We start from the raw sequence: 26,006 nt of genomic DNA on the forward strand, positions 1-26,006 counted from the left end.
ATCTATAATCTTTGTTTAGCCCTGATATATCAGGGCTTTTTCTAATGGAAAAACGAGACGGAAGATTGATTTGCAGACAAAATCGTAGAATTAGATATTCTTAAGAACATGTTTTTTACCTGAAAACCTAGTAACCTTTCATTTCTTTTTATAAAAGAATATAAAAATGATTGACAGTAAATAAACCTACTAATATAATGAAGTTGTTCGTACAAATTAAATGAAAGTAGTTTATTTTTTATTATTAGTACGTATCTGTTTAGGTAATTGAAAGCGTTTTATTATAGGTAGAAAGGGGCAGTTAACATGCTTCAGACAAGAGATTATGAATTCTGGTTTGTAACAGGAAGCCAGCATCTATATGGAGAAGAAACGTTGCAGCTGGTCGACCAGCATGCAAAAAGCATTTGTGAGGGGCTTAGCGGCATTTCTTCCAGATATAAAATTAAGCATAAACCTGTTGTCACTTCCTCGGAAACCATCAGACAGCTGTTAAGAGAAGCGGAGTACAGTGAAACATGCGCCGGAATCATTACATGGATGCACACATTTTCTCCCGCAAAAATGTGGATAGAAGGCCTTTCCTCTTACCAAAAACCGCTTATGCATCTGCACACTCAATACAATCGGGATATTCCATGGAATACGATTGACATGGATTTTATGAACAGCAACCAATCCGCACATGGCGACCGCGAGTACGGGTACATCAATTCTCGTATGGGACTGAGCCGTAAAGTTGTCGCAGGCTATTGGGATGATGAAGAGGTGAAGAAAGAAATTTCTCAGTGGATGAATACGGCGGCTGCGCTAAATGAAAGCAGACATATCAAGGTTGCCAGATTCGGAGATAACATGCGTCACGTTGCAGTAACGGACGGCGACAAGGTGGGAGCGCATATTCAATTCGGCTGGCAGGTTGACGGCTATGGCATCGGGGATCTTGTCGAAGTGATGAATGGAATTACGGACGATGAGGTCGAAACACTCTATGCAGAGTATGACAAGCTTTATGTCATCAGCGAGGAAACGAAACGAGACGAAGCAAAGGTAGCGTCCATTAAAGAACAGGCGAAAATTGAACTTGGCCTAACCGCTTTTCTTGAACAAGGCGGATACACGGCTTTTACGACTTCATTTGAAGTGCTGCACGGAATGAAACAGCTGCCTGGGCTGGCTGTTCAGAGGCTTATGGAAAAAGGCTACGGGTTCGCCGGAGAAGGTGATTGGAAGACGGCTGCACTCGTCCGGATGATGAAAATCATGGCTGAAGGTAAAAGAACGTCCTTCATGGAGGACTATACGTACCATTTTGAACCTGGAAATGAAATGATTCTTGGCTCACACATGCTGGAGGTGTGCCCGACAGTTGCTTTGGATCAGCCGAAAATTGAAGTTCATCCGCTGTCTATCGGAGGCAAGGATGACCCGGCGCGGTTTGTATTCAATGGCATTAGCGGATCAGCCATTCAAGCGAGTCTGGTTGATATCGGAGGGCGTTTCCGTCTCGTGCTCAATGAGGTAAACGGACAGGAAATTGAGAAAGATATGCCGAATCTGCCTGTCGCCCGTGTTCTCTGGAAGCCTGAGCCTTCATTAAAAACAGCGGCGGAGGCATGGATTTTAGCCGGCGGCGCACACCATACCTGCTTGTCTTACGAATTGACAGCGGAGCAATTGATGGATTGGGCGGAAATGGCGGGGGTTGAAAGTATCTTAATTTCTCATGATACATCGATTCACAAGCTGAAACATGAATTGAAATGGAACGAGGCGCTTTACAGGCTTCAAAAGTAGAGAGGGGGATGTCACTTGGCTTACACAATAGGTGTTGATTTCGGAACATTATCAGGAAGAGCGGTTCTCGTTCACGTCAAAACTGGAGAAGAGCTGGCCGCTGCTGTCAAAGAATATCCACATGCTGTCATTGATACCGTTCTTCCCAAAACGGGTCAAAAGCTGCCGCGGGACTGGGCGCTTCAGCATCCGGCAGATTACCTGGAAGTCTTGGAAACAACGATTCCGTCATTACTTGAACAGACTGGTGTTGATCCACAAGAGATCATCGGGGTCGGAATTGATTTTACGGCATGTACGATCTTGCCTGTCGACAGTGAAGGGCAGCCATTATGTATGCTGCCGGAATTTGAAGAGGAGCCGCACAGCTATGTGAAGCTTTGGAAGCATCATGCCGCCCAAAAGCATGCTGATCGGCTCAACCAAATCGCCGAAGAAGAAGGAGAAGCTTTTTTACAGCGCTACGGAGGAAAGATTTCATCAGAATGGATGATTCCGAAGGTGATGCAGATTGCCGAAGAAGCGCCGCACATTTATGAAGCAGCTGATCGGATGATCGAAGCAGCTGACTGGATCGTGTATCAGCTGTGCGGCTCGCTGAAGCGAAGCAACTGCACAGCCGGTTATAAAGCGATTTGGAGTGAAGAAGCGGGATATCCTTCAGAGGATTTCTTTGAAAAACTTCACCCTGCAATGAAAACGATTACAAAAGACAAGTTAGCGGGATCGATTCACTCAGTGGGGGAAAAAGCAGGCGGGCTTACGGAAAAAATGGCACAGCTGACTGGTCTTCTTCCGGGAACAGCGGTTGCTGTTGCGAATGTTGACGCTCATGTGTCTGTTCCTGCTGTCGGTATCACAGAACCAGGAAAAATGCTGATGATTATGGGAACCTCAACATGCCACGTTCTCTTAGGAGACGAGGTAAACATTGTGCCCGGCATGTGCGGGGTCGTGGACAACGGCATTCTGCCGGGATTTGCGGGGTATGAAGCCGGACAGTCCTGTGTGGGCGATCATTTTGACTGGTTTGTAAAAACGTGTGTCCCGCAAGCATATAAAGACGAAGCTGAGAAAAAAAACATCAGTATTCACGAGCTGCTGAGCGAGAAAGCAAATCTGCAAGCGCCGGGTGAAAGCGGCCTGCTTGCCCTGGATTGGTGGAATGGAAACCGTTCAACTCTAGTTGATGCTGATCTAACAGGGATGCTGCTTGGCATGACGCTGCTGACAAAACCTGAAGAGCTTTACCGAGCGTTAGTTGAAGGAACAGCATACGGCACAAGGATGATTATTGAAACATTTAGAGAAAGCGGTGTGCCAATTGAAGAGCTGTACGCAGCTGGCGGTATTGCTGAGAAAAACCCGTTTGTCATGCAGATTTATGCGGATGTCACAAACATGGATATTAAAATCTCAGGTTCACCGCAAGCCCCAGCCTTAGGCTCTGCCATTTTCGGCGCGCTTGCGGCCGGTAAAGAAAACGGCGGCTATGATGATGTCACAGAGGCAGCGGCGCACATGGGGAAACTGAAAGATATATCCTATACGCCAAATGCTGAACATGCCGCCGTATATGAAAAGCTATACGCTGAATATAAAGAGCTGGTTCAATATTTCGGAAAAGAGAATCATGTCATGAAGCGTCTGAAAACGATAAAAAATCTTCAATTTTCATCTGCCGCACAAAAGAATTCATAAAGGGTGATGAGCATGCTTGAAACGTTAAAAAAAGAGGTGCTGGCTGCCAACCTGAAGCTTCAAGAGCATCAGCTGGTGACCTTTACGTGGGGAAATGTAAGCGGTATTGACCGTGAAAAAGAGTTAATCGTCATTAAACCGAGCGGAGTCGAATACAGCGAGCTGACAGCCGATGACTTGGTTGTTTTGAATTTGGAAGGTGAGGTCGTAGAAGGCTCGCTCAAACCTTCTTCTGATACACCCACTCATGTTTATTTGTATCACGCGTTTCCGAATATCGGCGGGATTGTTCATACCCATTCTCAATGGGCGACAAGCTGGGCGCAAGCCGGAAGGGACATACCCCCTTTAGGCACGACACATGCCGATTATTTCGACAGTGCAATTCCGTGTACAAGAGAAATGTACGATGAAGAAATTATCCATGACTATGAACTGAATACAGGCAAAGTGATCGCGGAGACCTTTCAGCATCATAAATACGAGCAGGTGCCGGGTGTGCTCGTTAATAACCACGGCCCGTTCTGCTGGGGCACAGACGCCTTAAACGCCATTCATAACGCGGTGGTGTTAGAAACGGTTGCGGAAATGGCGTATCACTCTATGATGCTGAACAAGAATGTCAGCCCGATCAATACTGTTCTCCACGAAAAGCACTTTTATCGAAAACACGGAGCAAATGCGTATTATGGCCAGTCATAATCCCGCAGTGTCACCGGCCGGTTTTCTGATTGACTTGGACGGTACCGTATTTAGAGGAAACGAACTGATCGATGGAGCAAGAGAAGCCATCAGTACACTTCGAAATATGGGAAGGAAAATCGTCTTTTTGAGCAACCGGGGAAATATCTCCCGTGCCATGTGCAGAAAAAAACTGCTTGGTGCCGGTATAGATGCAGATATAAGCGAAATTGTCTTGTCATCAAGTGTGACAGCAGCCTTTTTAAAAAGAAACTATCGTTTTTCAAAGGTATGGGTGCTTGGAGAACAGGGCTTGATAGACGAACTGAGGCTGGCGGGTGTCCAGACAGCGGATGAACCGAAGGGAGCGGATTGGCTTGTCATCTCGCTTCATGAAACACTCACCTACGAAGACTTGAATCAAGCCTTTAAAGCGGCCGCCGCAGGCGCTCGTATAATTGCCACGAACAAAGATCGCTATTTTCCAAATGAGGACGGAAATGCCATCGACGTTGCGGGAATGATCGGGGCGATAGAAGCTTCTGCTCAGGCGAAGACGGAGCTTGTCGTCGGAAAGCCATCATGGCTGATGGCAGAGGCTGCCTGTACTGCGCTGGGACTTTCCGCGCTTGAATGTATGATTATAGGAGACAGCATTGAATCTGATATCGCAATGGGAAAGCTGTATGGCATGAAGAGCGCTTTAGTGCTGACTGGTTCTGCGAAACCGGGAGAACAGCGTTTATATACGCCGGATTATGTACTGGAGTCCATTAAGGATATAACCAAACTGGCTGAGGAGGGGATTCTGCTATGAATCATATCGCAGCTAACGTTCAGCGTGCTTTTGAACACGCGGGGGAGATGACATGTCCTCTAGGAGTAGACGAAATTGTTCTTGAAAAACAAGCAGCCGATCGGTTGTTGGATTATGTAAAAAGAAGGAATGATCAGCGTATCGTCCTTGTCTGTGATCGGAATACGCACCGCATAGCGGGGATCGAGTTAGAAGACCGCTTGATAAAGGAAGGGCTTCAGGCGGAGTGCCTGATTATTCCAGAAAATGAAGCAGGAGATGTGACGGCAGATGAACAATCACTCATTCATGTGCTGGTCCACACAAAAAAATCAACAGATATCATGATTGCAGTCGGTTCGGGGACTATCCATGATATCGTGCGTTTTGCCGCCTTCCAGAGGGGGCTGCCGTTTATTTCTTATCCAACCGCCCCATCCGTTGACGGATTTACATCAGCTGGTGCGCCCATTATTTTATACGGTACGAAAACAACCATTCAAACGAAGGCCCCGTCCGCGCTGTTCGCTGATCTTGATATCTTAAAAGCGGCGCCGCAGCCTATGGTGGCGGCCGGATTTGGGGATATGCTAGGCAAAATGACGTCTTTGGCTGATTGGAACATTTCTCATCAGCTCGCTGGTGAGCCTTATTCACCAATAGGCGCAAAGCTCGTACAAGAAGCACTTGATGCCTGTATCGAACACGCTGAAGACATTGCAATGAAAACGGAAACTGGCATCCGGGTTCTGATGGAGTCCTTAATTGTATCGGGACTTGTCATGCTGGCTTTGGACCATTCCCGTCCTGCATCAGGAGGGGAGCATCATATTTCCCATTGGATTGAGATGGAATTAATGGAGAAAAAACGGCCTCAGATTCTCCATGGGGCAAAAGTGGGCTGTGCGGCCGTTTTATTGACTGACACGTACAGAAAGCTGATCCAGGCTGAAGGGCTGAATGAATTTTCTCCACGTCAAAGGGAAGTCATTCAATCGGCTTATGAAACGCTGCCGGAAGGAAAAAAGCTGGCCGGCTGGCTGAAATCTGCCGGAGGTCCTGCGTATTTTGACGAAATCGGTGTCGGGCAGGATTCCGTCAAGAATGCCTTCAGACACGCGCACACCTTAAGAGACCGCTGCACCGGATTAAGACTCATCAATGAAAACAAAACGCTTGTCAATCATGGTCTTTATGAATAGCCCGCACCTCGAATGGAAGGGGTAACGTAGATGAAAAAGATGACTGCCTGTTTTCTTGCGCTCATGATGGTTTTGACATTATTCATCGCTGGGTGTTCAGCGGAACGGTCATCCGGTAAACCGGGTGAAACGGAGCTGACTTTTTGGACATTTAACGGACTTCATGAGCAGTTTTATGTGGAAATGGTGAAAGAGTGGAATAAGAAATATCCTGACCGTCAAATCAAACTGAATACGGTCGTTTATCCGTATGGCCAAATGCACGATAATCTGTCGATTTCCTTAATCGCCGGGGAAGGCGTGCCTGACATTGCAGATGTCGAATTGGCCCGGTTTTCAAACTTTCTGAAGGGCTCCGATGTCCCGCTTGCCGATTTGTCCCCGCTTATTGAAAAGGACAGGGATAAATTCGTAGAGGCGCGTCTTACGCTGTACAGCAAAAACGGCAAGCTATATGGGCTGGATACTCATGTAGGGACGACGGTGATGTTCTATAACATGGATATTATGAAAAAGGCCGGCATCAACCCGGATGATATTAAAACATGGGATGATTACCGCAAAGCCGGACAGAAAGTGCGCAAAGCGACCGGAAAGCCGATGGGAACGGTGGAAACAAATGATTCAGCTACGTTTTTATCAATGATTTCACAGCAAAACTCAGGGTATTTTGATAAAAACGGAAAGCTGATCCTGAATAATGACACCAATGTAAAAACGCTTCAGTATTTAAAAGACATGATTAATGATAAAACAATGATCGCCGCACCGGGCGGCGGGCATCACAGTGAAGAATATTACGGTTTTATGAACCAAGGCGGAGCGGCTTCTGTTCTGATGCCGATTTGGTATATGGGAAGATTCATAGATTATATGCCTGATCTGAAAGGGAAGATTGCCATTCGGCCGCTTCCGGCATGGGAAGAAGGAGGCGATCGTTCAGCAGGTTTGGGCGGCACAGCCACCGTTGTGCCAAAGCAGGCCAAACATGTCGAATTAGCGAAAGAGTTTCTCGCCTTTGCGAAGGGTTCTGAAGAAGGAAACAAAAAGCTTTGGAGTGTGCTCGGGTTCGATCCGCTGCGTTGGGATGTCTGGAGCTCCAAGGAATTAAAAGAGAAAAACAAATACACGGATTACTTCCAAAACGGAACAGGCATTTTTTCTGTGCTGCTCGATATCAAGGATGAAATCAATCCGATTTATTTACATGAGGATTTTGCCAAGGCTTCAGACCTTGTCAACAGAAGCGTATTATTCGACGCGCTCAAATCTCAGCAAAAGACGCCAAAACAAGCCTTGGACAGAGCGGCAGGTGAACTGAAACAGAAATAGAATCCCATTCAAAAAGTGAAAGCGGGGAGGTTCTCATGAAACCTGTGAAAACGGGAACGGCTCATCCCGTTCCTTCGGCTGCGAAAGAATCAGGCTGGCGAGGTATTTTTTATTCAAAAAAAGCGGCGCCTTATCTGTTTACAGCGCCATTTGTATTATCCTTTCTTGTTTTTTTTCTATACCCCATCATTAGTGTCTTCATCATGAGCTTTCAAAGAATATTGCCTGGAGAGGTGACGTTTGTCGGGTTATCCAATTACACCGCGCTTAACAACCCGACGTTTTATACCGCCCTTTTTAATACGCTGGAGTATACATTTTGGACGCTGATTGTGCTGATTCCAGTTCCATTGCTTCTGGCCATATTCCTGAATTCAAAGCTGGTCAAGTTTAGAAATATATTCAAATCAGCACTATTCATTCCGGCATTGACTTCCACCATTGTGGCAGGGATTATTTTTCGTCTGATCTTCGGAGAAATGGAAACGTCTCTGGCCAATTCCATCTTACTCAAACTCGGCTTTTCACCGCAGAACTGGATGAACAATGAACATACCGGCATGTTTTTGATGGTGCTGCTTGCTTCGTGGAGATGGATGGGTATCAACATCCTTTACTTTTTGGCCGGACTGCAAAATGTGCCGAAAGAGCTGTACGAAGCCGCTGATATTGACGGAGCAAATACGATGAAAAAATTTATGCACATTACGCTGCCGTTTCTGAAGCCTGTATCCGTCTATGTTTTAACCATCAGCATCATTGGCGGGTTCAGGATGTTTGAGGAAAGCTACGTCCTTTGGCAAAATAATTCCCCGGGTAATATCGGACTGACGCTTGTCGGATATTTGTATCAGCAGGGCCTTGCTTACAATGAAATGGGATACGGGGCGGCCATTGGCATTGTGCTTTTGATTGTCATACTTGTTGTCAGCCTGATTTCATTAAAACTGTCAGGCTCGTTTAAGGGGGAGGGGTAAATGTTGCGGCACAGTCCTCAGTTTCGGGTGTACAGAATCGCGCTTACTCTATTTTTTATCATGCTGAGCCTGTTGTATATTTTCCCGATTTTCTGTCTGCTTTTAGGATCATTAAAGCCATCATCTGAGCTTTTACGGGTGGGGCTGAATGTTGACATTGATCCAAAAGTGATGAGTCTTGATAACTATACATTTTTGTTTAACGGCGGCAGTATTTATTTTAAATGGTTTTTTAACAGCCTTGTGCTTGGTCTATTAACGACAGTGCTAACCTTGTTTTTCTCTTCGATGATCGGATACGGGCTGGCGGTTTATGAATTTAAAGGCAGAAATATCATTTTTGTTCTTGTGCTGATTATTATGATGGTCCCGCTTGAGGTGATGATGCTCCCGTTGTTTAAGCTTACAGTCGGACTGCATTTGATCGATTCGTATACGGGTGTCATTTTGCCGTTTATCGTTTCGCCGGTAGCTGTTTTCTTTTTCCGGCAATATGCACTCGGCCTTCCAAAAGACCTGCTGGATTCAGCAAGGATGGACGGATGCACGGAATTCGGCATCTTTTTCAGGATTATGGCGCCTCTGATGAAACCGGCATTCGGAGCGATGATCATTCTCCAGTCTTTAAACAGCTGGAACAACTTCTTATGGCCTTTGATTGTGCTTCGGTCGAAAGAAATGTTTACGCTTCCAATCGGGCTTTCCAGCTTGCTTAGCCCTTACGGAAACAACTACGACATGCTCATATCCGGCTCAGTATTTGCCATCTTGCCGGTGATTATCATTTTCTTGTTTTTCCAAAAGTACTTTATCTCCGGCCTGACAGTAGGCGGAGTCAAAGGATAATGAAGGAGGAAACGTGTAATGAAAAAAGCGAGAGTGATTGTGGACAAAGAATATAAAATTGGTGAAGTCGACAAACGGATTTACGGGTCGTTCATCGAGCACATGGGGCGTGCTGTATACGAAGGTATATATGAACCTGATCATCCTCAGGCTGATGAAAACGGGTTTCGTAAGGATGTTCAGGCGTTGATCAAGGAATTGCAGGTTCCGATCATCCGCTATCCGGGCGGAAACTTTTTATCAGGGTATAATTGGGAGGATGGCGTCGGACCTGTCGAGAAACGCCCGAGACGCCTTGACTTGGCATGGCAAACGACAGAAACCAATGAAGTGGGAACGAATGAATTTTTAACTTGGGCAAAAAAGGTGAACACAGAAGTCAATATGGCTGTTAACCTCGGCACGCGAGGGATAGATGCTGCCCGCAATCTCGTAGAATACTGCAACCATCCGAAAGGCTCTTACTGGAGTGATTTGAGAAGATCGCATGGCTATGAACAGCCGTACGGCATCAAAACGTGGTGCTTGGGCAACGAAATGGACGGCCCGTGGCAGATCGGGCATAAAACCGCTGACGAATACGGACGGCTAGCCGCGGAGACTGCCAAGGTCATGAAATGGGTTGACCCATCAATTGAACTCGTTGCCTGCGGCAGCTCAAACAGCGGCATGCCGACGTTTATCGATTGGGAAGCGAAGGTGCTGGAGCATACGTATGAGCATGTAGACTATATCTCTCTCCATACGTATTACGGAAACCGGGATAACAATCTGCCAAACTATCTGGCCCGTTCTATGGATCTTGATCATTTTATTAAATCTGTCGCTGCAACTTGTGACTATGTAAAAGCAAAAACACGTAGCAAGAAAACAATCAATCTCTCTCTGGACGAATGGAACGTATGGTATCACTCAAATGAAGCTGATAAAAAAGTGGAGCCGTGGATTACTGCGCGTCCGATTTTAGAGGACATTTATAATTTTGAAGATGCCTTATTGGTGGGCTCATTGCTCATTACGATGCTGCAGCACGCAGACCGTGTGAAAATCGCGTGTCTTGCACAGCTTGTGAATGTCATCGCGCCGATCATGACGGAAAAAGGCGGAGAAGCATGGAGACAGCCGATTTTTTATCCGTACATGCATGCTTCTGTCTACGGCCGAGGAGAGTCACTGAAACCGCTTATTTCTTCACCGAAGTATGACTGCGCTGATTTTACTGATGTGCCGTATGTTGACGCCGCTGTTGTGTACTCCGAAGAGGAAGAAACACTCACCATTTTTGCGGTAAACAAAGCTGAGGATCAGATGGAGACGGAGATTTCGCTCAGAGGCTTTGAATCGTATCAAATCGCAGAGCACATCGTACTCGAGCATCAGGATATTAAAGCGACAAACCAGCATAACAGAAAAAATGTCGTCCCGCATTCCAACGGAACGTCTTCCGTCAGCGAGAACGGCTTAACTGCACATTTCACGCCGCTTTCATGGAATGTGATCCGTCTGAAAAAACAGTCATAAGAGAAACAAAAACCGGAGATCATTCTCCGGTTTTTGTTTTTTTTACAGTGGATATGATTCAGTACCTTGTAATGTTCAATAGTAGGTGTTACGATATGGTTAACCGGTGGAAAAAATAAACAAAATGAATAAGCCTCAAGGAGGATCTTATGATGAATGCTCAATTTAAAAAGGGAGCATTGGAGCTATGTGTGCTCGTATTAATATCTGAAAAAGACCAATACGGATATGAGCTTTCTCAAAACATTTCCAGGCACATGGCGATTGCAGAAGGCACCTTATATCCTCTACTCAGAAGACTGACGAAAGAAGAGTATTTAGAAACATATATGGCGCCGTCTTCCGAAGGGCCTGCCAGAAAATATTACACGATGTCAAAGCTTGGTTTCATGCGAATGAAATTGCTGCTGGCAGAATGGGATCAGTTCACAGCATCTGTCAATCAAATCATTGATGCGGCAAGGGGAGGAGAACGATGAATCAAGAATTGTTTTTACAGGAGTTAAGTAAAGCGTTACAGCCGCTTTCTGAAGAAGAGCGGAGTGAGATCTTATTTGATTTTGAAGAACATATTACCGAAGGGATGAAAGAAGGCAGGCTAGAAGCTGATATCATCAGGGAACTCGGCTCTCCAAAACAAATTGCAAAGGAATTGGTTCCAGATGTCACGGAAACTGCTCCAGCAGTGCAGCGCCCTAAGAAGAACCTCTTTCACATGGTGTGTTCAGCAGCAGCGATAAGCATGTTAAATTTGATTTTCGTGCTGGGACCGGCTATTGGCATTTTTGGAGTGTACGTGGGTCTATGCGGGGCGGCGCTTGCACTTTCTGTGTCACCGATTATGTTTATCGGTATGGTAATGTTTCATACGAATACGCACATGATGCTGGAGTTCTTTTTATCGCTCGCATTTGGCAGTCTGGGACTGCTATCTTGTATAGGGCTTTGGTATTTAGGCAAGCTGCTGTATAGCATGAGTTTACGATATATCAGATACAACTTAAAGCTAGTGACGGGGGCGCAGGCATGAAAAAGATCATAATTGGATTGATCGCAGTATTTGCAGTTGGGGTAATCGGAGCTGTCATCTCTGCAGCTGCTTCGGATTTTACAAATGAAGAGGTGAAAGCTGCAGAAACCTATGATGCTGCAGATATTAAAAAAATTAAGGTAACAACGAGCTCGATGAATGCAGAGGTCAAAAGCGGACAAACAGATGATATTCAGGTAGCTGCTCAAGGAAAAATCAGTGATAAAAGTAAAAAGCTGTTCGATGTGAGCCAAGATGGCAAATCGTTAACGATTAACCAAAAAGAGCACAGGAATAGCATCTCCTTTATACCGTGGAGCAACGAAAAGGATATGAAAATCACAATCATTATTCCGGAAAAGAAGTATGATGAGATAACCGTAACGACAACCTCTGGCGATATTCTGATTGAAAATGTGCAAACGGATCAATCAGCGGCTGACTCTACATCAGGAGATATTGAGCTGAAGGACTCACGCATCAAAAACGAGATGACGGTAAAAACAACGAGCGGAGATGTTCAAGCAGACCAAAATTCATTGGGGCAAGGTGAGGTAAAGACAACAAGCGGATCAATAGAAAGCAGCCGCGCAACATCTAAAAAGATGAGCTATAAGACAACCTCCGGGGATATTGATCTTCTTCAGGGGCAAAAGAACGAAGACATCAGCATCAATACAACGAGTGGAGATGTGTCCGTAGAGTATCAGAAAGAACCGGCATCTTTGGCAGTAGATTTTCAGACTGACTCAGGTGATTCGTCAGTTAATTTAGATCAAATCATGTATCAAGAAAAATCAGATCGTCGTATTACAGGCTATATGGGTGAAAGCGGAACCTCTAATCTTTTAAACGTTCGTACAACATCAGGAGACTTTGAATTAAACTAACAGCCTCAAGCCGGCCCATTCAAGCCGGCTTTTTTGAATAGGAAAAAATGACCGCTTTTCACCATGAAATATGATATATTTATGAAAACAGCAAAGGGGTTGGGGAGAAATGAATGCGGTTACAATTGTGATAGCGTCAATGTGTATATTGGCTATCGCCTATCGTTTATACGGAACATTTATGATGGTGAAGGTTCTCAAAGTGAATGATGAAAAGCCAACGCCTGCACATGCGCTTGAGGATGGAAAAGACTATGTGCCTACGAATAAATGGGTTTCATTCGGTCATCATTTCGCTGCCATTGCGGCGGCCGGGCCGTTGGTCGGACCGATTCTCGCGGCGCAGTTCGGTTATTTGCCGGGATTATTATGGTTGTTAATCGGGGCGGTGATAGGGGGAGCCGTTCATGATATTGTTGTGCTGTTCGCGTCAATGCGTAAAAACGGAAAGTCACTGTCAGAAGTGGCGAAGGATGAGCTTGGTCCTGTTGCCGGTTTTTGTACGGGCCTGTCTATGCTGTTTATTATTACCATTACGATGGCCGGCCTGTCGATGGTTGTGCTGCATGCGCTTGAACGGAATCCGTGGGGGACTTTTGCTGTAGGGATTACGATACCGATTGCGATGGGCGTCGGCTTGTTGTATAAGAAAACAGGGAATTTAAAGCTGGCGTCTTCTATTGGTTTTGTATTTTTAATGGCTGGAGTGTTTATCGGCCCTTGGGTGCAGACTACCGCATTTGGTGATCTGTTAACCCTTGATACGAAAACGCTCGCAATTGCGTTGCCGATTTACGCATTTTTTGCAGCGGCGCTGCCGGTCTGGCTGCTGCTCGCACCGCGCGATTATTTAAGCAGTTTTATGAAAATCGGTGTGTTTATCGCTTTAATTGCGGGTGTATTTGTCGTAAATCCGTCCATTCCTTTTCCGGCTTTTACGGAATTTGTAAAAGGAGGCGGGCCGGTGCTTGCGGGTCCTGTCTGGCCATTCATCTCGATTACGATAGCCTGCGGCGCGATCTCGGGGTTTCATGCCTTTGTCGGTTCCGGCACCACGCCGAAAATGCTTAATAAATGGAGTGATATGAAGCCGGTTGCTTTCGGTGCAATGCTTGTTGAGTGCCTTGTCGGCATTATGGCGCTGATTGCGGCGACTGCTTTGCAGCCTGCAGATTACTTTGCGATCAACAGCACGCCTGAGGTTTTCCGTACGCTCGGCATGGATGTTGTGCATTTGCCTGAACTGAGCAGGGACATCGGTTTGGACTTAGAGGGAAGAACAGGGGGAGCCGTCACGCTTGCGGTAGGGATGACTTATATTTTTACCGGAATTCCGTTTTTCAGCCATCTGGCCTCATACTTTTTCCAATTTGTCATTATGTTTGAAGCAGTGTTTATTTTAACGGCGATCGACGCCGGCACGCGTGTGGCACGCTATTTGATTCAGGACTTCTTCGGAGAGGTGTATAAGCCGCTGAAGAAAACGGACTGGATTCCCGGAGCTGTATTTGCCAGTGCGCTTGCCTGCTTTATGTGGGGCTATTTGCTTTACTCAGGAGATATCGGATCCATTTGGGCGCTGTTTGGCGTCTCCAATCAGCTGATGGCTTCAGTGGGTCTGATTATCGGTGCAACCATTGTGCTGAAAATCGCCGACAAACGCCGTTATATCCTAACCTGCCTCATTCCGCTCGCCTATTTATATGTGACTGTGAATTACGCTGGCTATTGGATGGTGCGCTATGTGTATCTTAATCCAGACGCTGCGGGGTACAGTGTCCTGAATGGCGTTTTATCTATCATCATGCTGCTGTTAGGCTTCATCATTATCGTGGCGGCAGTGAAAAAATGGGCGCAGATGTGGAGAGATCCTAGCTTAAGAATGGAAGCCTCTATACCGGGATAGAAGGAAAAATGGAAACCTTAAGGGGGAAAAGATATGAATTTATCAATGAAGTATATCATCCTGTATGTATCGGACAGCCAGCGCTCGATTCATTTTTATCAGCATATTTTGGGGCTGCCGATCCGCGCAGAACACGGCACATATGTAGAGTTTGATACCGGCTCGACCATTTTGGCGCTCAATACACGAGAAAGTGTCAAGGAAATGACGCAGTTAGAGATACCGGAAACACCCGTTTCTTCACAAACATTTGAAATCGGGTTTGTCACTGAAAATGTCGAAGCGGTCATCAAAAAAGTAAGAGAACACGGTGTAACCATTATCGGGGAGCCTAAAGTGAAGCCATGGGGACAGACGGTCGCTTATATCGCCGATCCCGACGGACATTATATTGAAATTTGCAGTCCGATGGAATAAAGCACAAAGCCCAAAACAGACACTGTTTTGGGCTTTCTTATGATGTTAGCGGCCCGGCGGCTTCCAATAGCAAATCCGCAAGGTGAACAACTCGAACCCTGCCGCTTAATCCCTCTCGTTCAATGCCGAGCTTCATCTGTAAAAGACAGCCTGGATTGGCGGTTACAATGACCGCTGCTTCTGTTGCTTTGACAGCAGCCATTTTACTATCCAGTATTTTCATTGACATGTCTGCTTCGACAATATTGTAAATTCCCGCTGATCCGCAGCAGCTGTCCGCTTTATCCATTTCTCTGAATTCAGCTCCCTTGATGCTTTGAAGAAGCTTTCGGGGCTCCAAAGATGTATGCATTACATTTCTCAAGTGGCACGAATCTTGATAGGTAATCAGCTTCGGTGTCTCAAACTGCAAGTCTTTTTGGTGAAAATCAAGCTCAATCAAAACGGATGAAAAATCTTTTAGCTTCTTAACAAATGAAACAGCCCGCTCCGCCCATTCGGGGTCATCCTTCAGCAAATGGCCGTATTCGGTGAGAAAGGCTCCGCAACCGCCCGCGTTTGTAATGACAGCATCTACGTCTAGCGCTTCAAACGCGGCTATGTTTTGTTTCGCAAGCTCCTGTCCTGCATTTTTTTCACCGCTGTGACCATGCAGCGCGCCGCAGCATGCCTGCTCAGGCGGGATGACAATTTCACAGCCTGCCAGCTGCAGCAGTTTCAGCGTGGCATTGTTTGTCGGCAAAAACATCGTATCCATTAAACAGCCTGAAAAAAAGGCAACCCTTTTTTTAGCTGGGCCGGCCGCCGGCAATAAGTGCGGCCGTTGCTTCATTTCTTCACGTTTAGGCACATCCGGAAGAACGGCTTCCATCGTGCGCAAATGCTCAGGCAGAATGCGGAGCATGCCGGTTTTTCGCACAGCTGTCTGCAGCCCTGACCGCTGGTATAAACCGATGAGACTCACAGCCGAACGCATCCGGTTTTGATGCGGAAAGAGCTCCTGAAAAGCCGCTTTTCTCATAAAACGTGTGCTGAGCGAGTGTTTTTTATTTTGGTGGATAATATCTCTTGCTTCCTCCAGCAGCTGTCCGTATCTAACGCCTGATGGGCATACCGGTTCACATGCGCGGCAGCCGAGGCAAAGAGACAGTGAACGCTCGACATCTTCATCGGGTTCAATCACACCGTCGGCGACTGCTTTCATTAAGGCGATTCGCCCGCGCGGCGAGTGAGATTCCTGAAAACCGGATTCGATATAGGTCGGGCAAGAAGGCAGGCAGAATCCGCAGCGCATACAATTCAAAAGTTCGCTCTCATCCATACGCTCTTTAAACTCACGTTGGATCTGTTTCATTTCTTTTTCTGTTGTCATCTTTCCGTCATCACCCGTTTTCTGGCATCTTTCGCAAACACTTTGCCAGGGTTTAAGATGTTTTTTGGATCAAAAGCCGCTTTTATTGCTTTCATCGCGGCGATGCCTTCTTTTTTCAGCTTCATTTCCAAGTAAGGCGCTTTCATGGCCCCGACCCCGTGCTCCCCGGTAATCGTGCCGCCAAGCTCAATCGCTTTTTCAAAAATCTCGGCAAAAGCCTGTTCGACTCGCTCCATTTCATCCTTATTTCTTATGTCTGTCGTGCATGTCGGATGAAGGTTTCCATCCCCGGCATGGCCAAAGGTACAGATCGAAATATCGTATTTTGCGGCAATGTCATTAATGGCTTTCACCATATTCGCGATTTCTGAACGCGGTACAGTGGCATCCTCCAAAATGGTGGTCGGCTTTAAGCGGGCAAGTGCAGAAAGCGCTGAACGCCGGGCTTCAGTGAGGGCGAATGCTTCCTCATCTGTCTGTGCAGTTTGAACGGAGACGGCAGCGCCTTTTTTGCAAATTGCCTCGATGTTTTCCATATCACGAGCCACGGTTTCAGCTGTCCCGTCTTGTTCGATTAAAAGAACCGCCTTCGCATTTGTCGGCAGGCCGATCTTGGCATAATCCTCAATCACCAAAAGGGTAGGCTGATCGAGAAACTCAAGCGTAGCCGGTATGATTTTTTCGGCAATAATGGCTGACACCGTTTGAGCAGCGGCATCAATATTTTCATAAAGGGCGAGCAGCGTCTTCTTTGTTTCTGGCTTTGGCACGAGTTTGAGAATCGCTTCTGTCACAATGCCGAGTGTCCCTTCTGAGCCGACAAAAAGGCGCGTGAGATCATACCCGGCTACATCCTTTGCAAGCTTTCCGCCGGTGCGGATCATATCTCCGTTTGCCAAAACAACCTCCAGCCCCATGACGTAGTCGCGGGTGACGCCGTATTTTAAGCCGCGAAGACCGCCGGAATTTTCATTGATATTTCCTCCGATGGTTGATATTTTCATAGAACTCGGATCAGGCGGATAGAACAATCCCTTGCTTTCAACCGCACGGATCATATCCAAGGTAATCACGCCAGGCTGGACTGTGGCCGTCAAATTTTCTTCATCAATCTCAAGAATCTGATTCATATGCTTAAAGAGAAGAACAAGCCCGCCTTCAGTGGGGCACGTGCCCCCGCACAGGTTTGTCCCCGATCCTCTTGGAACAATCGGCACACGATGCTCACTGCAAATGTTCAAAATACGTGATACTTCATGTGTATCTCTCGGCGCAATCACAGCATCCGGCATAGACTGAAATTGCGGTGTCGCGTCATATGAATACACGAGACGGCCGGCTTTCGAGTCATCGTAGTTTTCCGGTCCGACGATTTGGATCAGCTGTTCTTTTACGTCTTTGGTGATCATGTTCACCCATCCCCCTGTCAAAAAAACGCTTTCAATCTATTGTAAAAGAAAAAAAGAGAAGCCTTCTATGGAGAAATATACAAAATATGAAACTGAAACTCTCTCTATTTTGTATCTTGATCTAAAAAATAAAGCGCGACGTACATCGTGACGATGTCCTCTGTACGCTGAAAGCTTAAACCCGTCAGCTGTTCAGCCTTTGACATGCGATAGCGGAGCGTGTTGATATGTATATGCATCTCTTCAGCCGTTTTTTTCAGGGACAAATCGTGATGGAAGAGCGTTCGTATCGTATTCATAAGCTCTTCGTTTCGGAGCGCTTCCTGGAGCACTCTTTGCGGAAATTCATGTCGTGTGCCCGGGCTGATCTCAGTCAGGCACATGTCAAGCTTAAGATCTTCCTCACATACGGCTGTTTTGCGTTTAAGGCTGACGGCCAGCGCTTTTTCAGCCTGTTCATATGACTGCGGCAGGCCGGAGCCGCTGACAGCCCTCCCAACGCCGGAAGCTGCTCGGCTGTTTCCGAGGCGTTCAGCCAATGAACAAATAAGCTGAATTTGCCGCAAAAGCTGCTCCTTTTGTTCATGGTTCGGCACTTCGTGATTAATCAGAATACGTTCATTTCCCCATCTGATGAATAGATCGGATGGAAACACTGATTTCCAGGCGCGTGCCATTTGATCAATATCGCCGGGAGACCATTCGTGCCCTTGAATGAGGATCATCTGGCGGAGGGAGGTAAGGTCAACGCCAAGAATCTGCGCCTTTTCGAGAAAACCCGGAGACCATTCTTTTAATTGCAGCCAGTCGATCATAAAGGATTCCAGCATTCTCTCGCGCCACTGGGTCTGCTCCAAATGCCACGATTCTTTAATGAACAGCTCTGTCATTTTCCTGAGCAGCTCTCCATACGGCTGAATCTCAGCAGGCTCTCCCGTCAGTCCAAACACGGCGATGACATCACGTTCAGAAAATACGGGGAGGTTCAACCCCGCCTTTACCCCTTTGAGTCTCTTTTCATCTTCTTTTGTAATGATCACATTGCGTTTCTCTTTCGCGCAGATGAGCGCTCCTTCATGAAATAGCCCGACTCGCTCATCATTTGTGCTTGCCATAATGAGGCCGTCTGTGCTGACAATAATGACTTCACGTTTGTACATTTTTTTCACTTCGGCAATGATTTTTTTCGCTAACAGCGGTTGTAAAAACATGGCGGCGATCCCCCTCATGTTTTTATTATATAAGAAAAAAACCGGGCGCTGTCACCCGGTTTTGATGGCTATTGGGCAGGTTTTAATCCGCCTTCCAGCGTCTTTAACATTTCTTGTTTCTCACTCTCGGATGCGTGCTGCCAAATGACTTCAAACAAAACGCCGAGTCCCGGAAGCATTTTTTCTTCACCACTTTGAATCGCGTCCACTATTGTGTGCTCAAGCTGCTCCTGATCATTGCCCGTTACATTGGCAATGACGGCATGACGTAAATTAAGATCCATATGAAGCGCTCCTTTTTTTCTAAAATGTAATACGTATATTCTAACCCCGCACCCGGTTTATTATGTGCTGTTCTTGCGATATAATAACATCATGTTAAAAAAAGGAGAGCCACACAGACAGTGAAACAAATAGAATCGGCAAAAAACCAAAAAGTGAAGGATTGGAAAAAACTTCATACAAAAAAAGAACGAACAAAAACGAATACCTATTTGATTGAAGGAGAACATCTTGTTGAAGAAGCCTTAAAGAGCCCGGGTGCGGTGAAAGAAATTCTTGTCAAGGATGAAGCGGACATCCCGCCGAACCTTGATATAGGCATCCAGTGCTACGTGCTGAGCGAAGACGCGTTTTCAGCTGTAACAGAAACGGAAACACCGCAGCGGATCGCCGCTGTTTGCCATATGCCGGAAGAAAAGCTCGCGTCGCCTAAACGTGTGCTGCTGATTGACGCTGTTCAAGATCCGGGGAATCTCGGCACGATGATTCGCACGGCGGACGCAGCCGGTTTGGATGCGGTCGTGCTCGGTGACGGCACGGCGGATGCGTTTAACGGAAAAACACTGCGGTCCGCGCAAGGCTCCCATTTTCACATTCCTGTTGTGAGAAGAAATTTACAATCATACGTGGATGAATTAAAAGCAGAGGGCGTAAAAGTGTACGGCACAGCACTGCAAAACGGGGCGCCTTACCAGGACATTTCACCAGCCAGTTCATTTGCTTTAATCGTCGGCAATGAAGGGGCGGGGGTGGATGCAGGGTTGCTGGAAAAAACAGATTTGAACCTGTACGTCCCGCTGTACGGGCAGGCTGAATCACTGAACGTTGCAATTGCGGCGGCTATCCTGGTGTACCATTTGCGAGGATAGTGTTGCGCCGAGCGGAGTATTTCACTATAATAGAACATAATATTTGAAAAACCGTGACAGAGGATCTCGATTTCTGATTAACTGCCTTCCAGGGAGAAAATGCCGCAGACTGAGAGCATTTTTAATGCAGCCGGAAATTGGTTTCGCCTCTCGAGTTGTCACCGGGACCGCGCAGCTTGCGCGTAAAGGTGAACCGGAATCTGATTCCGTTATGTCAATGAAGCTGACGACAGCATCAGTCTGTCTGAAATAAGGGTGGTACCGCGGCCACAACTCGTCCCTTGTCCTACAAGGGGCGGGTTTTTTTGTTTTCCAAAGACATATAACGGTTTGTTTACATAAAAGGAGGATGCAAAATGGAAGAAAAGCTAAAACAGCTGGAACAAGAAGCTTTAGATCAAGTAGAAGCGGCAAGCTCATTGAAGGTTGTCAATGATATTCGGGTTCAATATCTCGGAAAAAAAGGGCCGATCACAGAAGTGCTGCGCGGAATGGGCAAGCTTTCTGCGGAGGAGCGTCCGAAAATGGGCGCTCTTGCCAATGAGGTAAGAGAACGAATCGCCAATGCGATTGCAGCTAAAAACGAAAAGCTTGAGGAAGAAGAAATGAAACAGAAGCTAGCGGGACAGACAATTGACGTCACACTCCCGGGTAATCCTGTCGCAATCGGCGGACGCCATCCGCTCACTGTTGTCATTGAAGAAATTGAAGATCTATTTATCGGAATGGGCTATACCGTTGAAGAAGGCCCTGAGGTCGAGACGGATTACTACAACTTCGAAGCGCTTAACCTGCCGAAAGAACACCCTGCCCGCGATATGCAGGACAGCTTTTACATCACAGAGGAAATGTTGATGAGAACGCAAACCTCTCCTGTTCAGACACGGACGATGGAAAAGCACAAAGGCAAAGGGCCTGTTAAAATCATTTGCCCTGGAAAAGTATACCGCCGCGATAACGATGACGCGACGCACTCTCACCAATTTATGCAGATTGAAGGGCTTGTTGTTGATAAAAACATCAGCATGAGTGATTTAAAAGGAACCCTTGAACTCGTTGCGAAAAAAATGTTCGGGCAAGACCGTGAAATCAGACTGCGCCCAAGCTTCTTCCCATTTACCGAGCCTTCAGTAGAAGTAGACGTAACGTGCTTTAAGTGCGGAGGAAACGGCTGCTCTGTATGTAAAAAAACAGGCTGGATTGAGATCCTCGGCGCCGGCATGGTTCACCCGAATGTGCTGGAAATGGCCGGCTTTGATCCGAAGGAATATCAGGGCTTTGCGTTCGGAATGGGTGTTGAGCGCATCGCGATGCTGAAATACGGCATCGATGATATCCGCCACTTCTACACAAACGATGTCAGATTTATTTCGCAGTTTAAACAGGCGTAAGAGGAGGATGCTAGAATGTTTGTTTCTTATAAATGGTTAGAGAATTATGTTGATTTAAAAGGCATGGATCCGGCTGTTCTTGCTGAGAAAATAACAAGAGCCGGTATTGAAGTTGAAGGAATTGAGTATAAAGGGGAAGGCATTAAAAGCGTTGTCATCGGCCATGTGCTGGAGCGCGAGCAGCATCCAAACGCCGATAAGCTGAATAAGTGCCTTGTAGATATTGGAGCGGAGGCACCCGTACAGATCATTTGCGGCGCGCCAAACGTGGATAAAGGGCAAAAAGTTGCAGTCGCTACAGTCGGTGCGGTGCTTCCGGGCAATTTCAAAATCAAAAAAGCCAAGCTTCGCGGCGAAGAATCAAACGGCATGATCTGTTCCTTACAAGAGCTCGGTATTGAGAGCAAGCTTGTGGCGAAGGAATATGCGGAAGGCATTTTCGTTTTCCCAAATGATGTTGAAACAGGAAGTGATGCGTTAGCGGCTTTACAGCTCGACGATGCTGTCTTAGAGCTCGGTTTAACACCGAACCGCGCTGATGCGATGAACATGCTTGGAGTTGCTTATGAGGTTGCGGCGATTTTAGACACAGAGGTAAAGCTTCCGCAAACGGATTACCCAGTCGCTTCAGAACAAGCGTCAGACTACATTTCTGTCAAAGTTGAAGACCGGGAAGCAAATCCGCTGTATGCAGCAAAAATCATTAAAAACGTAAAAATAGCTCCGTCACCGCTTTGGATGCAGACAAAGCTGATGAATGCAGGCATTCGCCCGCATAACAACGTCGTTGATATCACAAATTTTGTTTTATTGGAGTATGGACAGCCGCTTCACGCGTTTGATTATGACAGATTCGGCTCTAAGGAAGTCGTCGTCAGAAAAGCTGTTGAAAATGAAACGATTTTAACACTTGACGATCAAGAACGAAAACTGTCTGCCGATCACCTTGTCATTACAAACGGGTCTAAAGCACAAGCTGTTGCTGGTGTCATGGGAGGAGCAGAATCAGAAGTTCGGGAAGACACAACAACGATTTTGCTTGAAGCTGCGTTCTTCAACGGGCAGACGGTTCGCAAGGCTTCAAAAGATCTTGGTTTGAGAAGTGAATCGAGTGCAAGATTCGAAAAAGGCATTGATCCTGCGCGTGTGCGTCTTGCGGCAGAACGCGCGGCACAGCTGATCCACCTGTATGCCGGCGGTGAAGTGCTTGCCGGAACCGTTGAAGAAGACCATCTCACAATCGAAGCAAACAACATTCATGTATCGGCTGACAAGGTGAACAGCGTTCTCGGCATGACGATCAGCAAAGAAGAACTGATCAGCATTTATAAGCGTCTTGGCTTTACTGTCGGAGAAGCAAATGACTTGCTCGTTGTGACTGTTCCGTCACGCCGAGGTGACATTCGAATCGAAGAGGATTTGGTTGAAGAAGCGGCAAGATTGTACGGCTACGACAACATTCCGTCCACACTTCCTGAAACAGCTGGAACTACAGGCGGATTGACGCCTTACCAGGCAAAACGCCGTAAAGTCAGACGTTTCCTAGAAGGGGCCGGCTTATCACAAGCGATTACCTACTCATTAACAAACGAGAAAAAAGCGGCGGCATTTGCGATTGAAAAATCGTTTAACACTGTCCTTGCGCTTCCAATGAGTGAAGAAAGAAGCATTCTCAGACACAGCCTTGTTCCGAATCTGCTTGAATCCGTTTCTTACAACCTGGCAAGACAAACTGATTCGGTTGCATTGTACGAAGTCGGTTCCGTTTTCCTGACGAAGGAAGAGGATACGAAACCTGTTGAAACGGAGCGCGTGGCAGGTGCGGTAACCGGTTTATGGCGCAAGCATCTGTGGCAGGGCGAGAAAAAACCAGTCGATTTCTTTGTCGCAAAAGGAATTGTAGAAGGACTGTTAGATAAACTGAACGTCCTAGACAGCATAGAATTTGTGCAATCAGAAAGAAAACAGCTGCACCCGGGCAGAACTGCGAATATTCTTTTAAACGGTTCTCTTATCGGCTTTATTGGCCAAGTCCATCCTTCACTGGAAAAAGAACTGGATATTAAAGAAACGTACGTGTTCGAACTTGATCTTCACACGCTGCTTACAGCAGACACGGCGCCGCTCGTGTACACGGCGATTCCGAAATATCCGTCTGTGACACGTGATATCGCGCTTGTGACAGATCAATCAGTGACAAGCGGCCAGCTCGAGAGCGTCATCAAAGAGGCGGGCGGGAAGCTTCTGAAAGAAGTAACCGTCTTTGACGTCTACGAAGGCGAGCATATGGAGGAAGGCAAAAAGTCAGTCGCTTTCTCACTCCAATATGTAAATCCAGAGCAAACGCTGACTGAAGAAGAAGTGACAAAAGCGCACGACAAAGTCCTGAAAGCGTTGGAAAACACTTATCAGGCCGTATTGAGAGGCTAATAAAAAAGCTTGCAGAGAACATCTGCAAGCTTTTTTCTATGAACGTTTTTTATCTGCCAGGCGCTGCGCTTTCTGGGTATTGGCAAAATGAAGCTTTGTAAAGGTTCGGAGAGCGGGTACCCCTTTTTTGATGATCAGTTTGGCGGCCGCTTCATCTACATGAGGGCCAGCCCCTTTCGGCAGTGTCATTCCCGCCTCGCGCGAAAGCTTATCCATTTCCATTAAAAAGGAATATCTCGCAATAATCGATGCAGCAGCCACTGACAGGTGAATGCCTTCGGCTTTTGTGCTGAAATAGGTGCGCTCCTGTACAATGTCTCTTTCCTTTAAATGGTTGTAGTAGACGCCGGGCTCGGCGAATTGGTCGATCAGAATCGCCTCAGGCTTTACTCCGTCCATTTTTCGTAAAAGATGGGTAATGGCTTGATTATGCAAGAGAGCTTTCATTTTTCCCTGACTCATGCCTCTTTCCTGCATGCTGTTGTACTTTTCGTTTTTTAAAACGAGCAGGCTGTACGGAATGGTTTTGATCAGGCTTCGGGCGATCTCAATGATTTGCGGATCCTTTAAGTGTTTAGAATCCTTTACACCGAGTTCCTTCATTAAAGGAAGCTTTGTTTTGTCAACGTATGCGCACACAACTGTCATTGGTCCAAAGTAATCTCCGGTTCCGACCTCGTCAGAACCGATGACAGACATGCCTGCGATGTCTGTGGGAGGGGCGTAGCGTGAATCAGCCGGCTTTTTTGCTGTTTTCTTCTTTTCCTGCGGCTCAGCAGTTCCCCAGCGGGCAGATTCTGTCTCTGCGTTTTTTCCCTGAAACAATACCTTACCTGACTTATAGGCTGTAATGGTACAGCCTGCCGGTTTTGCCTGAAAAATGGCACCCTGCGGCACAGATGCAGTAAGTGAACTGTTATACGCTGTTTTCATTTGGTCAATAGCAGACATTGGTACTTTTATCACAGAATGGGACACGTAATAATCTCCTTTTTTTACACGTTTCGCTGTATCTACCAGTGTATCATAACAGCGGGAGGCTCGTCTTTCCATTCAATTAATAAACGTGTTATGATAGGAACTAGGATTCTCACGGAATGGAGGAGAAACGTTGTCTGACGGCGAAAAAACGAAAACAACCGTTGACATTTACGGCCAGCACTTCACTATTATCGGTGAAGAAAGCAGAGCCCATATGAGATATGTGGCCGGAATTGTTGATGATAAAATGAGAGAAATCAATCAAAAAAATCCATATCTTGATATAAATAAACTTGCAGTGCTGACAGCGGTAAATGTGGTGCATGACTATGTGAAATTAAAAGAGGAATATGAAAAACTGGAGCGTCAGCTTAAAGAAAAGGATTGAACAACTATGCTAGATATCATCATCTTAATCTTGCTCCTGATGGGGACTTTACTGGGATTAAAACGCGGTTTTATCCTCCAGTTTATCCGCTTGACGAGCTTTATTCTTTCGATTGCGTTTGCGTCTTTATTCTATAAGAATGTCGCGCCGCATTTGAAGTGGATTCCCGCGCCCGATTTTTCAGCGGGACAGCCAGCGTTTTCTTTTTTCTCGGGAAATTTGGAAGCAGCCTATTATAATGCGATTGCATTTGTCGTTCTGTTTATGATCGCTAAAATCTTACTGAGAATCATCGGCTCATTCCTAAGTATTATAGCGAGCATTCCTGTGATTAAACAAATCAACCAAATGCTCGGCGCTGTTCTCGGTTTTCTGGAAGTCTATTTATTTACATTTGTGCTTCTGTATGTTGCTTCCGTACTTCCGATAGACGGCTTACAGCAAATGATGGGGCAATCGTCTCTCGCAAATGTCATGATTAACCATACACCGTATTTGTCTGGGCTTTTACAGGAGCTCTGGACGCAATACGGAGGATAAAAAACTTCTCTTGTCCGGAGAAGTTTTTTTCAAGTAT

The 26,006-nt window shown here is 46.4% G+C and carries 25 protein-coding genes; 19 read left to right on the forward strand and 6 right to left on the reverse strand.

The window, feature by feature from the left end; all coding sequences use genetic code 11:
• Positions 1 to 306 precede the first annotated feature (306 nt).
• The 14 genes from araA (at position 307) to NST16_RS03820 (ending at position 15,096) form a co-directional block, all read left to right on the forward strand.
• Positions 307 to 1,797 (forward strand): L-arabinose isomerase, encoded by a 1,491-nt coding sequence (araA, locus tag NST16_RS03755; protein ID WP_340884019.1) that lies wholly within the window; start codon positions 307 to 309, stop codon positions 1,795 to 1,797.
• A 15-nt stretch (positions 1,798 to 1,812) separates the two neighbouring features.
• A complete protein-coding gene (gene araB, locus NST16_RS03760) occupies positions 1,813 to 3,498 on the forward strand; it encodes a ribulokinase (RefSeq protein WP_010335244.1) in 1,686 nt (561 codons plus the stop codon).
• A 12-nt stretch (positions 3,499 to 3,510) separates the two neighbouring features.
• Positions 3,511 to 4,200, forward strand: a complete 690-nt coding sequence (gene araD / locus NST16_RS03765; protein ID WP_326128780.1) for an L-ribulose-5-phosphate 4-epimerase — start codon at positions 3,511 to 3,513, stop codon at positions 4,198 to 4,200.
• A complete protein-coding gene (locus NST16_RS03770; RefSeq protein ID WP_340884027.1) occupies positions 4,178 to 4,996 on the forward strand; it encodes an HAD-IIA family hydrolase in 819 nt (272 codons plus the stop codon). The genes araD and NST16_RS03770 overlap by 23 nt, the downstream gene beginning before the upstream one ends.
• Positions 4,993 to 6,177: a sn-glycerol-1-phosphate dehydrogenase gene (gene egsA / locus NST16_RS03775; protein ID WP_340884031.1), complete on the forward strand. Its 1,185-nt coding sequence runs from the start codon at positions 4,993 to 4,995 to the stop codon at positions 6,175 to 6,177. Before NST16_RS03770 ends, egsA begins: the two co-directional genes overlap by 4 nt.
• 30 nt (positions 6,178 to 6,207) lie before the next feature.
• A complete protein-coding gene (locus NST16_RS03780) occupies positions 6,208 to 7,509 on the forward strand; it encodes an ABC transporter substrate-binding protein (protein WP_168748489.1) in 1,302 nt (433 codons plus the stop codon).
• A gap of 35 nt (positions 7,510 to 7,544) precedes the next feature.
• Positions 7,545 to 8,486, forward strand: a complete 942-nt coding sequence (locus NST16_RS03785; RefSeq protein WP_010335239.1) for a carbohydrate ABC transporter permease — start codon at positions 7,545 to 7,547, stop codon at positions 8,484 to 8,486.
• Positions 8,487 to 9,332: an arabinose ABC transporter permease AraQ gene (gene araQ, locus NST16_RS03790; protein WP_026014752.1), complete on the forward strand. Its 846-nt coding sequence runs from the start codon at positions 8,487 to 8,489 to the stop codon at positions 9,330 to 9,332.
• A gap of 18 nt (positions 9,333 to 9,350) precedes the next feature.
• Positions 9,351 to 10,853 (forward strand): alpha-L-arabinofuranosidase AbfA, encoded by a 1,503-nt coding sequence (gene abfA, locus NST16_RS03795; RefSeq protein ID WP_340884038.1) that lies wholly within the window; start codon positions 9,351 to 9,353, stop codon positions 10,851 to 10,853.
• Between the two features lie 152 nt (positions 10,854 to 11,005).
• The gene (locus NST16_RS03800) at positions 11,006 to 11,332 is read left to right on the forward strand and encodes a PadR family transcriptional regulator (protein WP_003222447.1); all 327 of its coding nucleotides are present in this window, start codon (positions 11,006 to 11,008) and stop codon (positions 11,330 to 11,332) included.
• Positions 11,329 to 11,883 (forward strand): HAAS signaling domain-containing protein, encoded by a 555-nt coding sequence (locus tag NST16_RS03805; RefSeq protein ID WP_010335236.1) that lies wholly within the window; start codon positions 11,329 to 11,331, stop codon positions 11,881 to 11,883. Before NST16_RS03800 ends, NST16_RS03805 begins: the two co-directional genes overlap by 4 nt.
• Positions 11,880 to 12,773: a DUF4097 family beta strand repeat-containing protein gene (locus NST16_RS03810; RefSeq protein ID WP_340884041.1), complete on the forward strand. Its 894-nt coding sequence runs from the start codon at positions 11,880 to 11,882 to the stop codon at positions 12,771 to 12,773. The genes NST16_RS03805 and NST16_RS03810 overlap by 4 nt, the downstream gene beginning before the upstream one ends.
• A gap of 109 nt (positions 12,774 to 12,882) precedes the next feature.
• Positions 12,883 to 14,679 (forward strand): carbon starvation protein CstA, encoded by a 1,797-nt coding sequence (gene cstA / locus NST16_RS03815; RefSeq protein ID WP_168748487.1) that lies wholly within the window; start codon positions 12,883 to 12,885, stop codon positions 14,677 to 14,679.
• Between the two features lie 33 nt (positions 14,680 to 14,712).
• Entirely contained in the window at positions 14,713 to 15,096 is a 384-nt protein-coding gene (locus NST16_RS03820; protein ID WP_340884044.1) for a VOC family protein, read from the forward strand.
• A 37-nt stretch (positions 15,097 to 15,133) separates the two neighbouring features.
• On the opposite strand, the gene NST16_RS03825 is transcribed toward NST16_RS03820, so the two are convergent.
• The 4 genes from NST16_RS03825 to sspI form a co-directional block, all read right to left on the reverse strand.
• Positions 15,134 to 16,468 (reverse strand): (Fe-S)-binding protein, encoded by a 1,335-nt coding sequence (locus NST16_RS03825; protein ID WP_340884047.1) that lies wholly within the window; start codon positions 16,466 to 16,468, stop codon positions 15,134 to 15,136.
• On the reverse strand, positions 16,465 to 17,877 hold the full coding sequence (gene glcD / locus NST16_RS03830; protein ID WP_340884050.1) for a glycolate oxidase subunit GlcD: 1,413 nt from the start codon (positions 17,875 to 17,877) through the stop codon (positions 16,465 to 16,467). The genes NST16_RS03825 and glcD overlap by 4 nt, the downstream gene beginning before the upstream one ends.
• A gap of 104 nt (positions 17,878 to 17,981) precedes the next feature.
• The gene (locus NST16_RS03835; protein ID WP_340884054.1) at positions 17,982 to 19,088 is read right to left on the reverse strand and encodes a CdaR family transcriptional regulator; all 1,107 of its coding nucleotides are present in this window, start codon (positions 19,086 to 19,088) and stop codon (positions 17,982 to 17,984) included.
• Between the two features lie 68 nt (positions 19,089 to 19,156).
• Positions 19,157 to 19,372 carry a small acid-soluble spore protein SspI gene (sspI, locus tag NST16_RS03840; protein ID WP_010335228.1) on the reverse strand — a complete coding sequence of 72 codons (216 nt, stop codon included), beginning with the start codon at positions 19,370 to 19,372 and terminating at the stop codon, positions 19,157 to 19,159.
• 120 nt (positions 19,373 to 19,492) lie between these two features.
• Between sspI and NST16_RS03845 the strand changes: the two genes are divergently transcribed.
• Positions 19,493 to 20,239 carry a TrmH family RNA methyltransferase gene (locus NST16_RS03845; protein WP_326227470.1) on the forward strand — a complete coding sequence of 249 codons (747 nt, stop codon included), beginning with the start codon at positions 19,493 to 19,495 and terminating at the stop codon, positions 20,237 to 20,239.
• A gap of 24 nt (positions 20,240 to 20,263) precedes the next feature.
• Here the strand turns inward: NST16_RS03845 and NST16_RS03850 are convergent, their stop codons facing one another.
• Positions 20,264 to 20,512, reverse strand: a complete 249-nt coding sequence (locus NST16_RS03850) for a hypothetical protein (RefSeq protein WP_081720845.1) — start codon at positions 20,510 to 20,512, stop codon at positions 20,264 to 20,266.
• Between the two features lie 83 nt (positions 20,513 to 20,595).
• On the opposite strand from NST16_RS03850, the gene pheS reads away from it, so the two are divergent.
• Complete coding sequence (gene pheS, locus NST16_RS03855; RefSeq protein ID WP_326203201.1) at positions 20,596 to 21,630, forward strand: phenylalanine--tRNA ligase subunit alpha; 1,035 nt, start codon at positions 20,596 to 20,598, stop codon at positions 21,628 to 21,630.
• 15 nt (positions 21,631 to 21,645) lie between these two features.
• A complete protein-coding gene (pheT, locus tag NST16_RS03860) occupies positions 21,646 to 24,060 on the forward strand; it encodes a phenylalanine--tRNA ligase subunit beta (protein ID WP_340884071.1) in 2,415 nt (804 codons plus the stop codon).
• Positions 24,061 to 24,096: 36 nt separating this feature from the next.
• On the opposite strand, the gene rnhC is transcribed toward pheT, so the two are convergent.
• A complete protein-coding gene (gene rnhC / locus NST16_RS03865; protein ID WP_340884074.1) occupies positions 24,097 to 25,038 on the reverse strand; it encodes a ribonuclease HIII in 942 nt (313 codons plus the stop codon).
• A 133-nt stretch (positions 25,039 to 25,171) separates the two neighbouring features.
• On the opposite strand from rnhC, the gene zapA reads away from it, so the two are divergent.
• Positions 25,172 to 25,429, forward strand: coding sequence for a cell division protein ZapA (zapA, locus tag NST16_RS03870; protein WP_010335221.1), 258 nt, complete (start codon positions 25,172 to 25,174; stop codon positions 25,427 to 25,429).
• Positions 25,430 to 25,435: 6 nt separating this feature from the next.
• On the forward strand, positions 25,436 to 25,969 hold the full coding sequence (locus tag NST16_RS03875) for a CvpA family protein (protein WP_010335220.1): 534 nt from the start codon (positions 25,436 to 25,438) through the stop codon (positions 25,967 to 25,969).
• Positions 25,970 to 26,006: the final 37 nt, after the last annotated feature.

Source organism: Bacillus sp. FSL K6-1005, from assembly GCF_038000225.1.
Classification (GTDB): Bacteria; Bacillota; Bacilli; order Bacillales; family Bacillaceae; genus Bacillus; species Bacillus mojavensis.

Excerpts from the sequence above, each read along its gene's own strand:
- araA (WP_340884019.1), top strand. The coding sequence starts at position 307 with ATGCTTCAGACAAGAGATTATGAATTCTGGTTTGTAACAGGAAGCCAG.
- araD (WP_326128780.1), top strand. The coding sequence starts at position 3,511 with ATGCTTGAAACGTTAAAAAAAGAGGTGCTGGCTGCCAACCTGAAGCTT.
- NST16_RS03770 (WP_340884027.1), top strand. The coding sequence starts at position 4,178 with ATGCGTATTATGGCCAGTCATAATCCCGCAGTGTCACCGGCCGGTTTT.
- egsA (WP_340884031.1), top strand. The coding sequence starts at position 4,993 with ATGAATCATATCGCAGCTAACGTTCAGCGTGCTTTTGAACACGCGGGG.
- NST16_RS03780 (WP_168748489.1), top strand. The coding sequence starts at position 6,208 with ATGAAAAAGATGACTGCCTGTTTTCTTGCGCTCATGATGGTTTTGACA.
- NST16_RS03785 (WP_010335239.1), top strand. The coding sequence starts at position 7,545 with ATGAAACCTGTGAAAACGGGAACGGCTCATCCCGTTCCTTCGGCTGCG.
- araQ (WP_026014752.1), top strand. The coding sequence starts at position 8,487 with ATGTTGCGGCACAGTCCTCAGTTTCGGGTGTACAGAATCGCGCTTACT.
- abfA (WP_340884038.1), top strand. The coding sequence starts at position 9,351 with ATGAAAAAAGCGAGAGTGATTGTGGACAAAGAATATAAAATTGGTGAA.
- NST16_RS03800 (WP_003222447.1), top strand. The coding sequence starts at position 11,006 with ATGAATGCTCAATTTAAAAAGGGAGCATTGGAGCTATGTGTGCTCGTA.
- NST16_RS03805 (WP_010335236.1), top strand. The coding sequence starts at position 11,329 with ATGAATCAAGAATTGTTTTTACAGGAGTTAAGTAAAGCGTTACAGCCG.
- NST16_RS03810 (WP_340884041.1), top strand. The coding sequence starts at position 11,880 with ATGAAAAAGATCATAATTGGATTGATCGCAGTATTTGCAGTTGGGGTA.
- cstA (WP_168748487.1), top strand. The coding sequence starts at position 12,883 with ATGAATGCGGTTACAATTGTGATAGCGTCAATGTGTATATTGGCTATC.
- NST16_RS03820 (WP_340884044.1), top strand. The coding sequence starts at position 14,713 with ATGAATTTATCAATGAAGTATATCATCCTGTATGTATCGGACAGCCAG.
- NST16_RS03825 (WP_340884047.1), bottom strand. The coding sequence starts at position 16,468 with ATGACAACAGAAAAAGAAATGAAACAGATCCAACGTGAGTTTAAAGAG.
- glcD (WP_340884050.1), bottom strand. The coding sequence starts at position 17,877 with ATGATCACCAAAGACGTAAAAGAACAGCTGATCCAAATCGTCGGACCG.
- NST16_RS03835 (WP_340884054.1), bottom strand. The coding sequence starts at position 19,088 with ATGTTTTTACAACCGCTGTTAGCGAAAAAAATCATTGCCGAAGTGAAA.
- sspI (WP_010335228.1), bottom strand. The coding sequence starts at position 19,372 with ATGGATCTTAATTTACGTCATGCCGTCATTGCCAATGTAACGGGCAAT.
- pheS (WP_326203201.1), top strand. The coding sequence starts at position 20,596 with ATGGAAGAAAAGCTAAAACAGCTGGAACAAGAAGCTTTAGATCAAGTA.
- pheT (WP_340884071.1), top strand. The coding sequence starts at position 21,646 with ATGTTTGTTTCTTATAAATGGTTAGAGAATTATGTTGATTTAAAAGGC.
- NST16_RS03875 (WP_010335220.1), top strand. The coding sequence starts at position 25,436 with ATGCTAGATATCATCATCTTAATCTTGCTCCTGATGGGGACTTTACTG.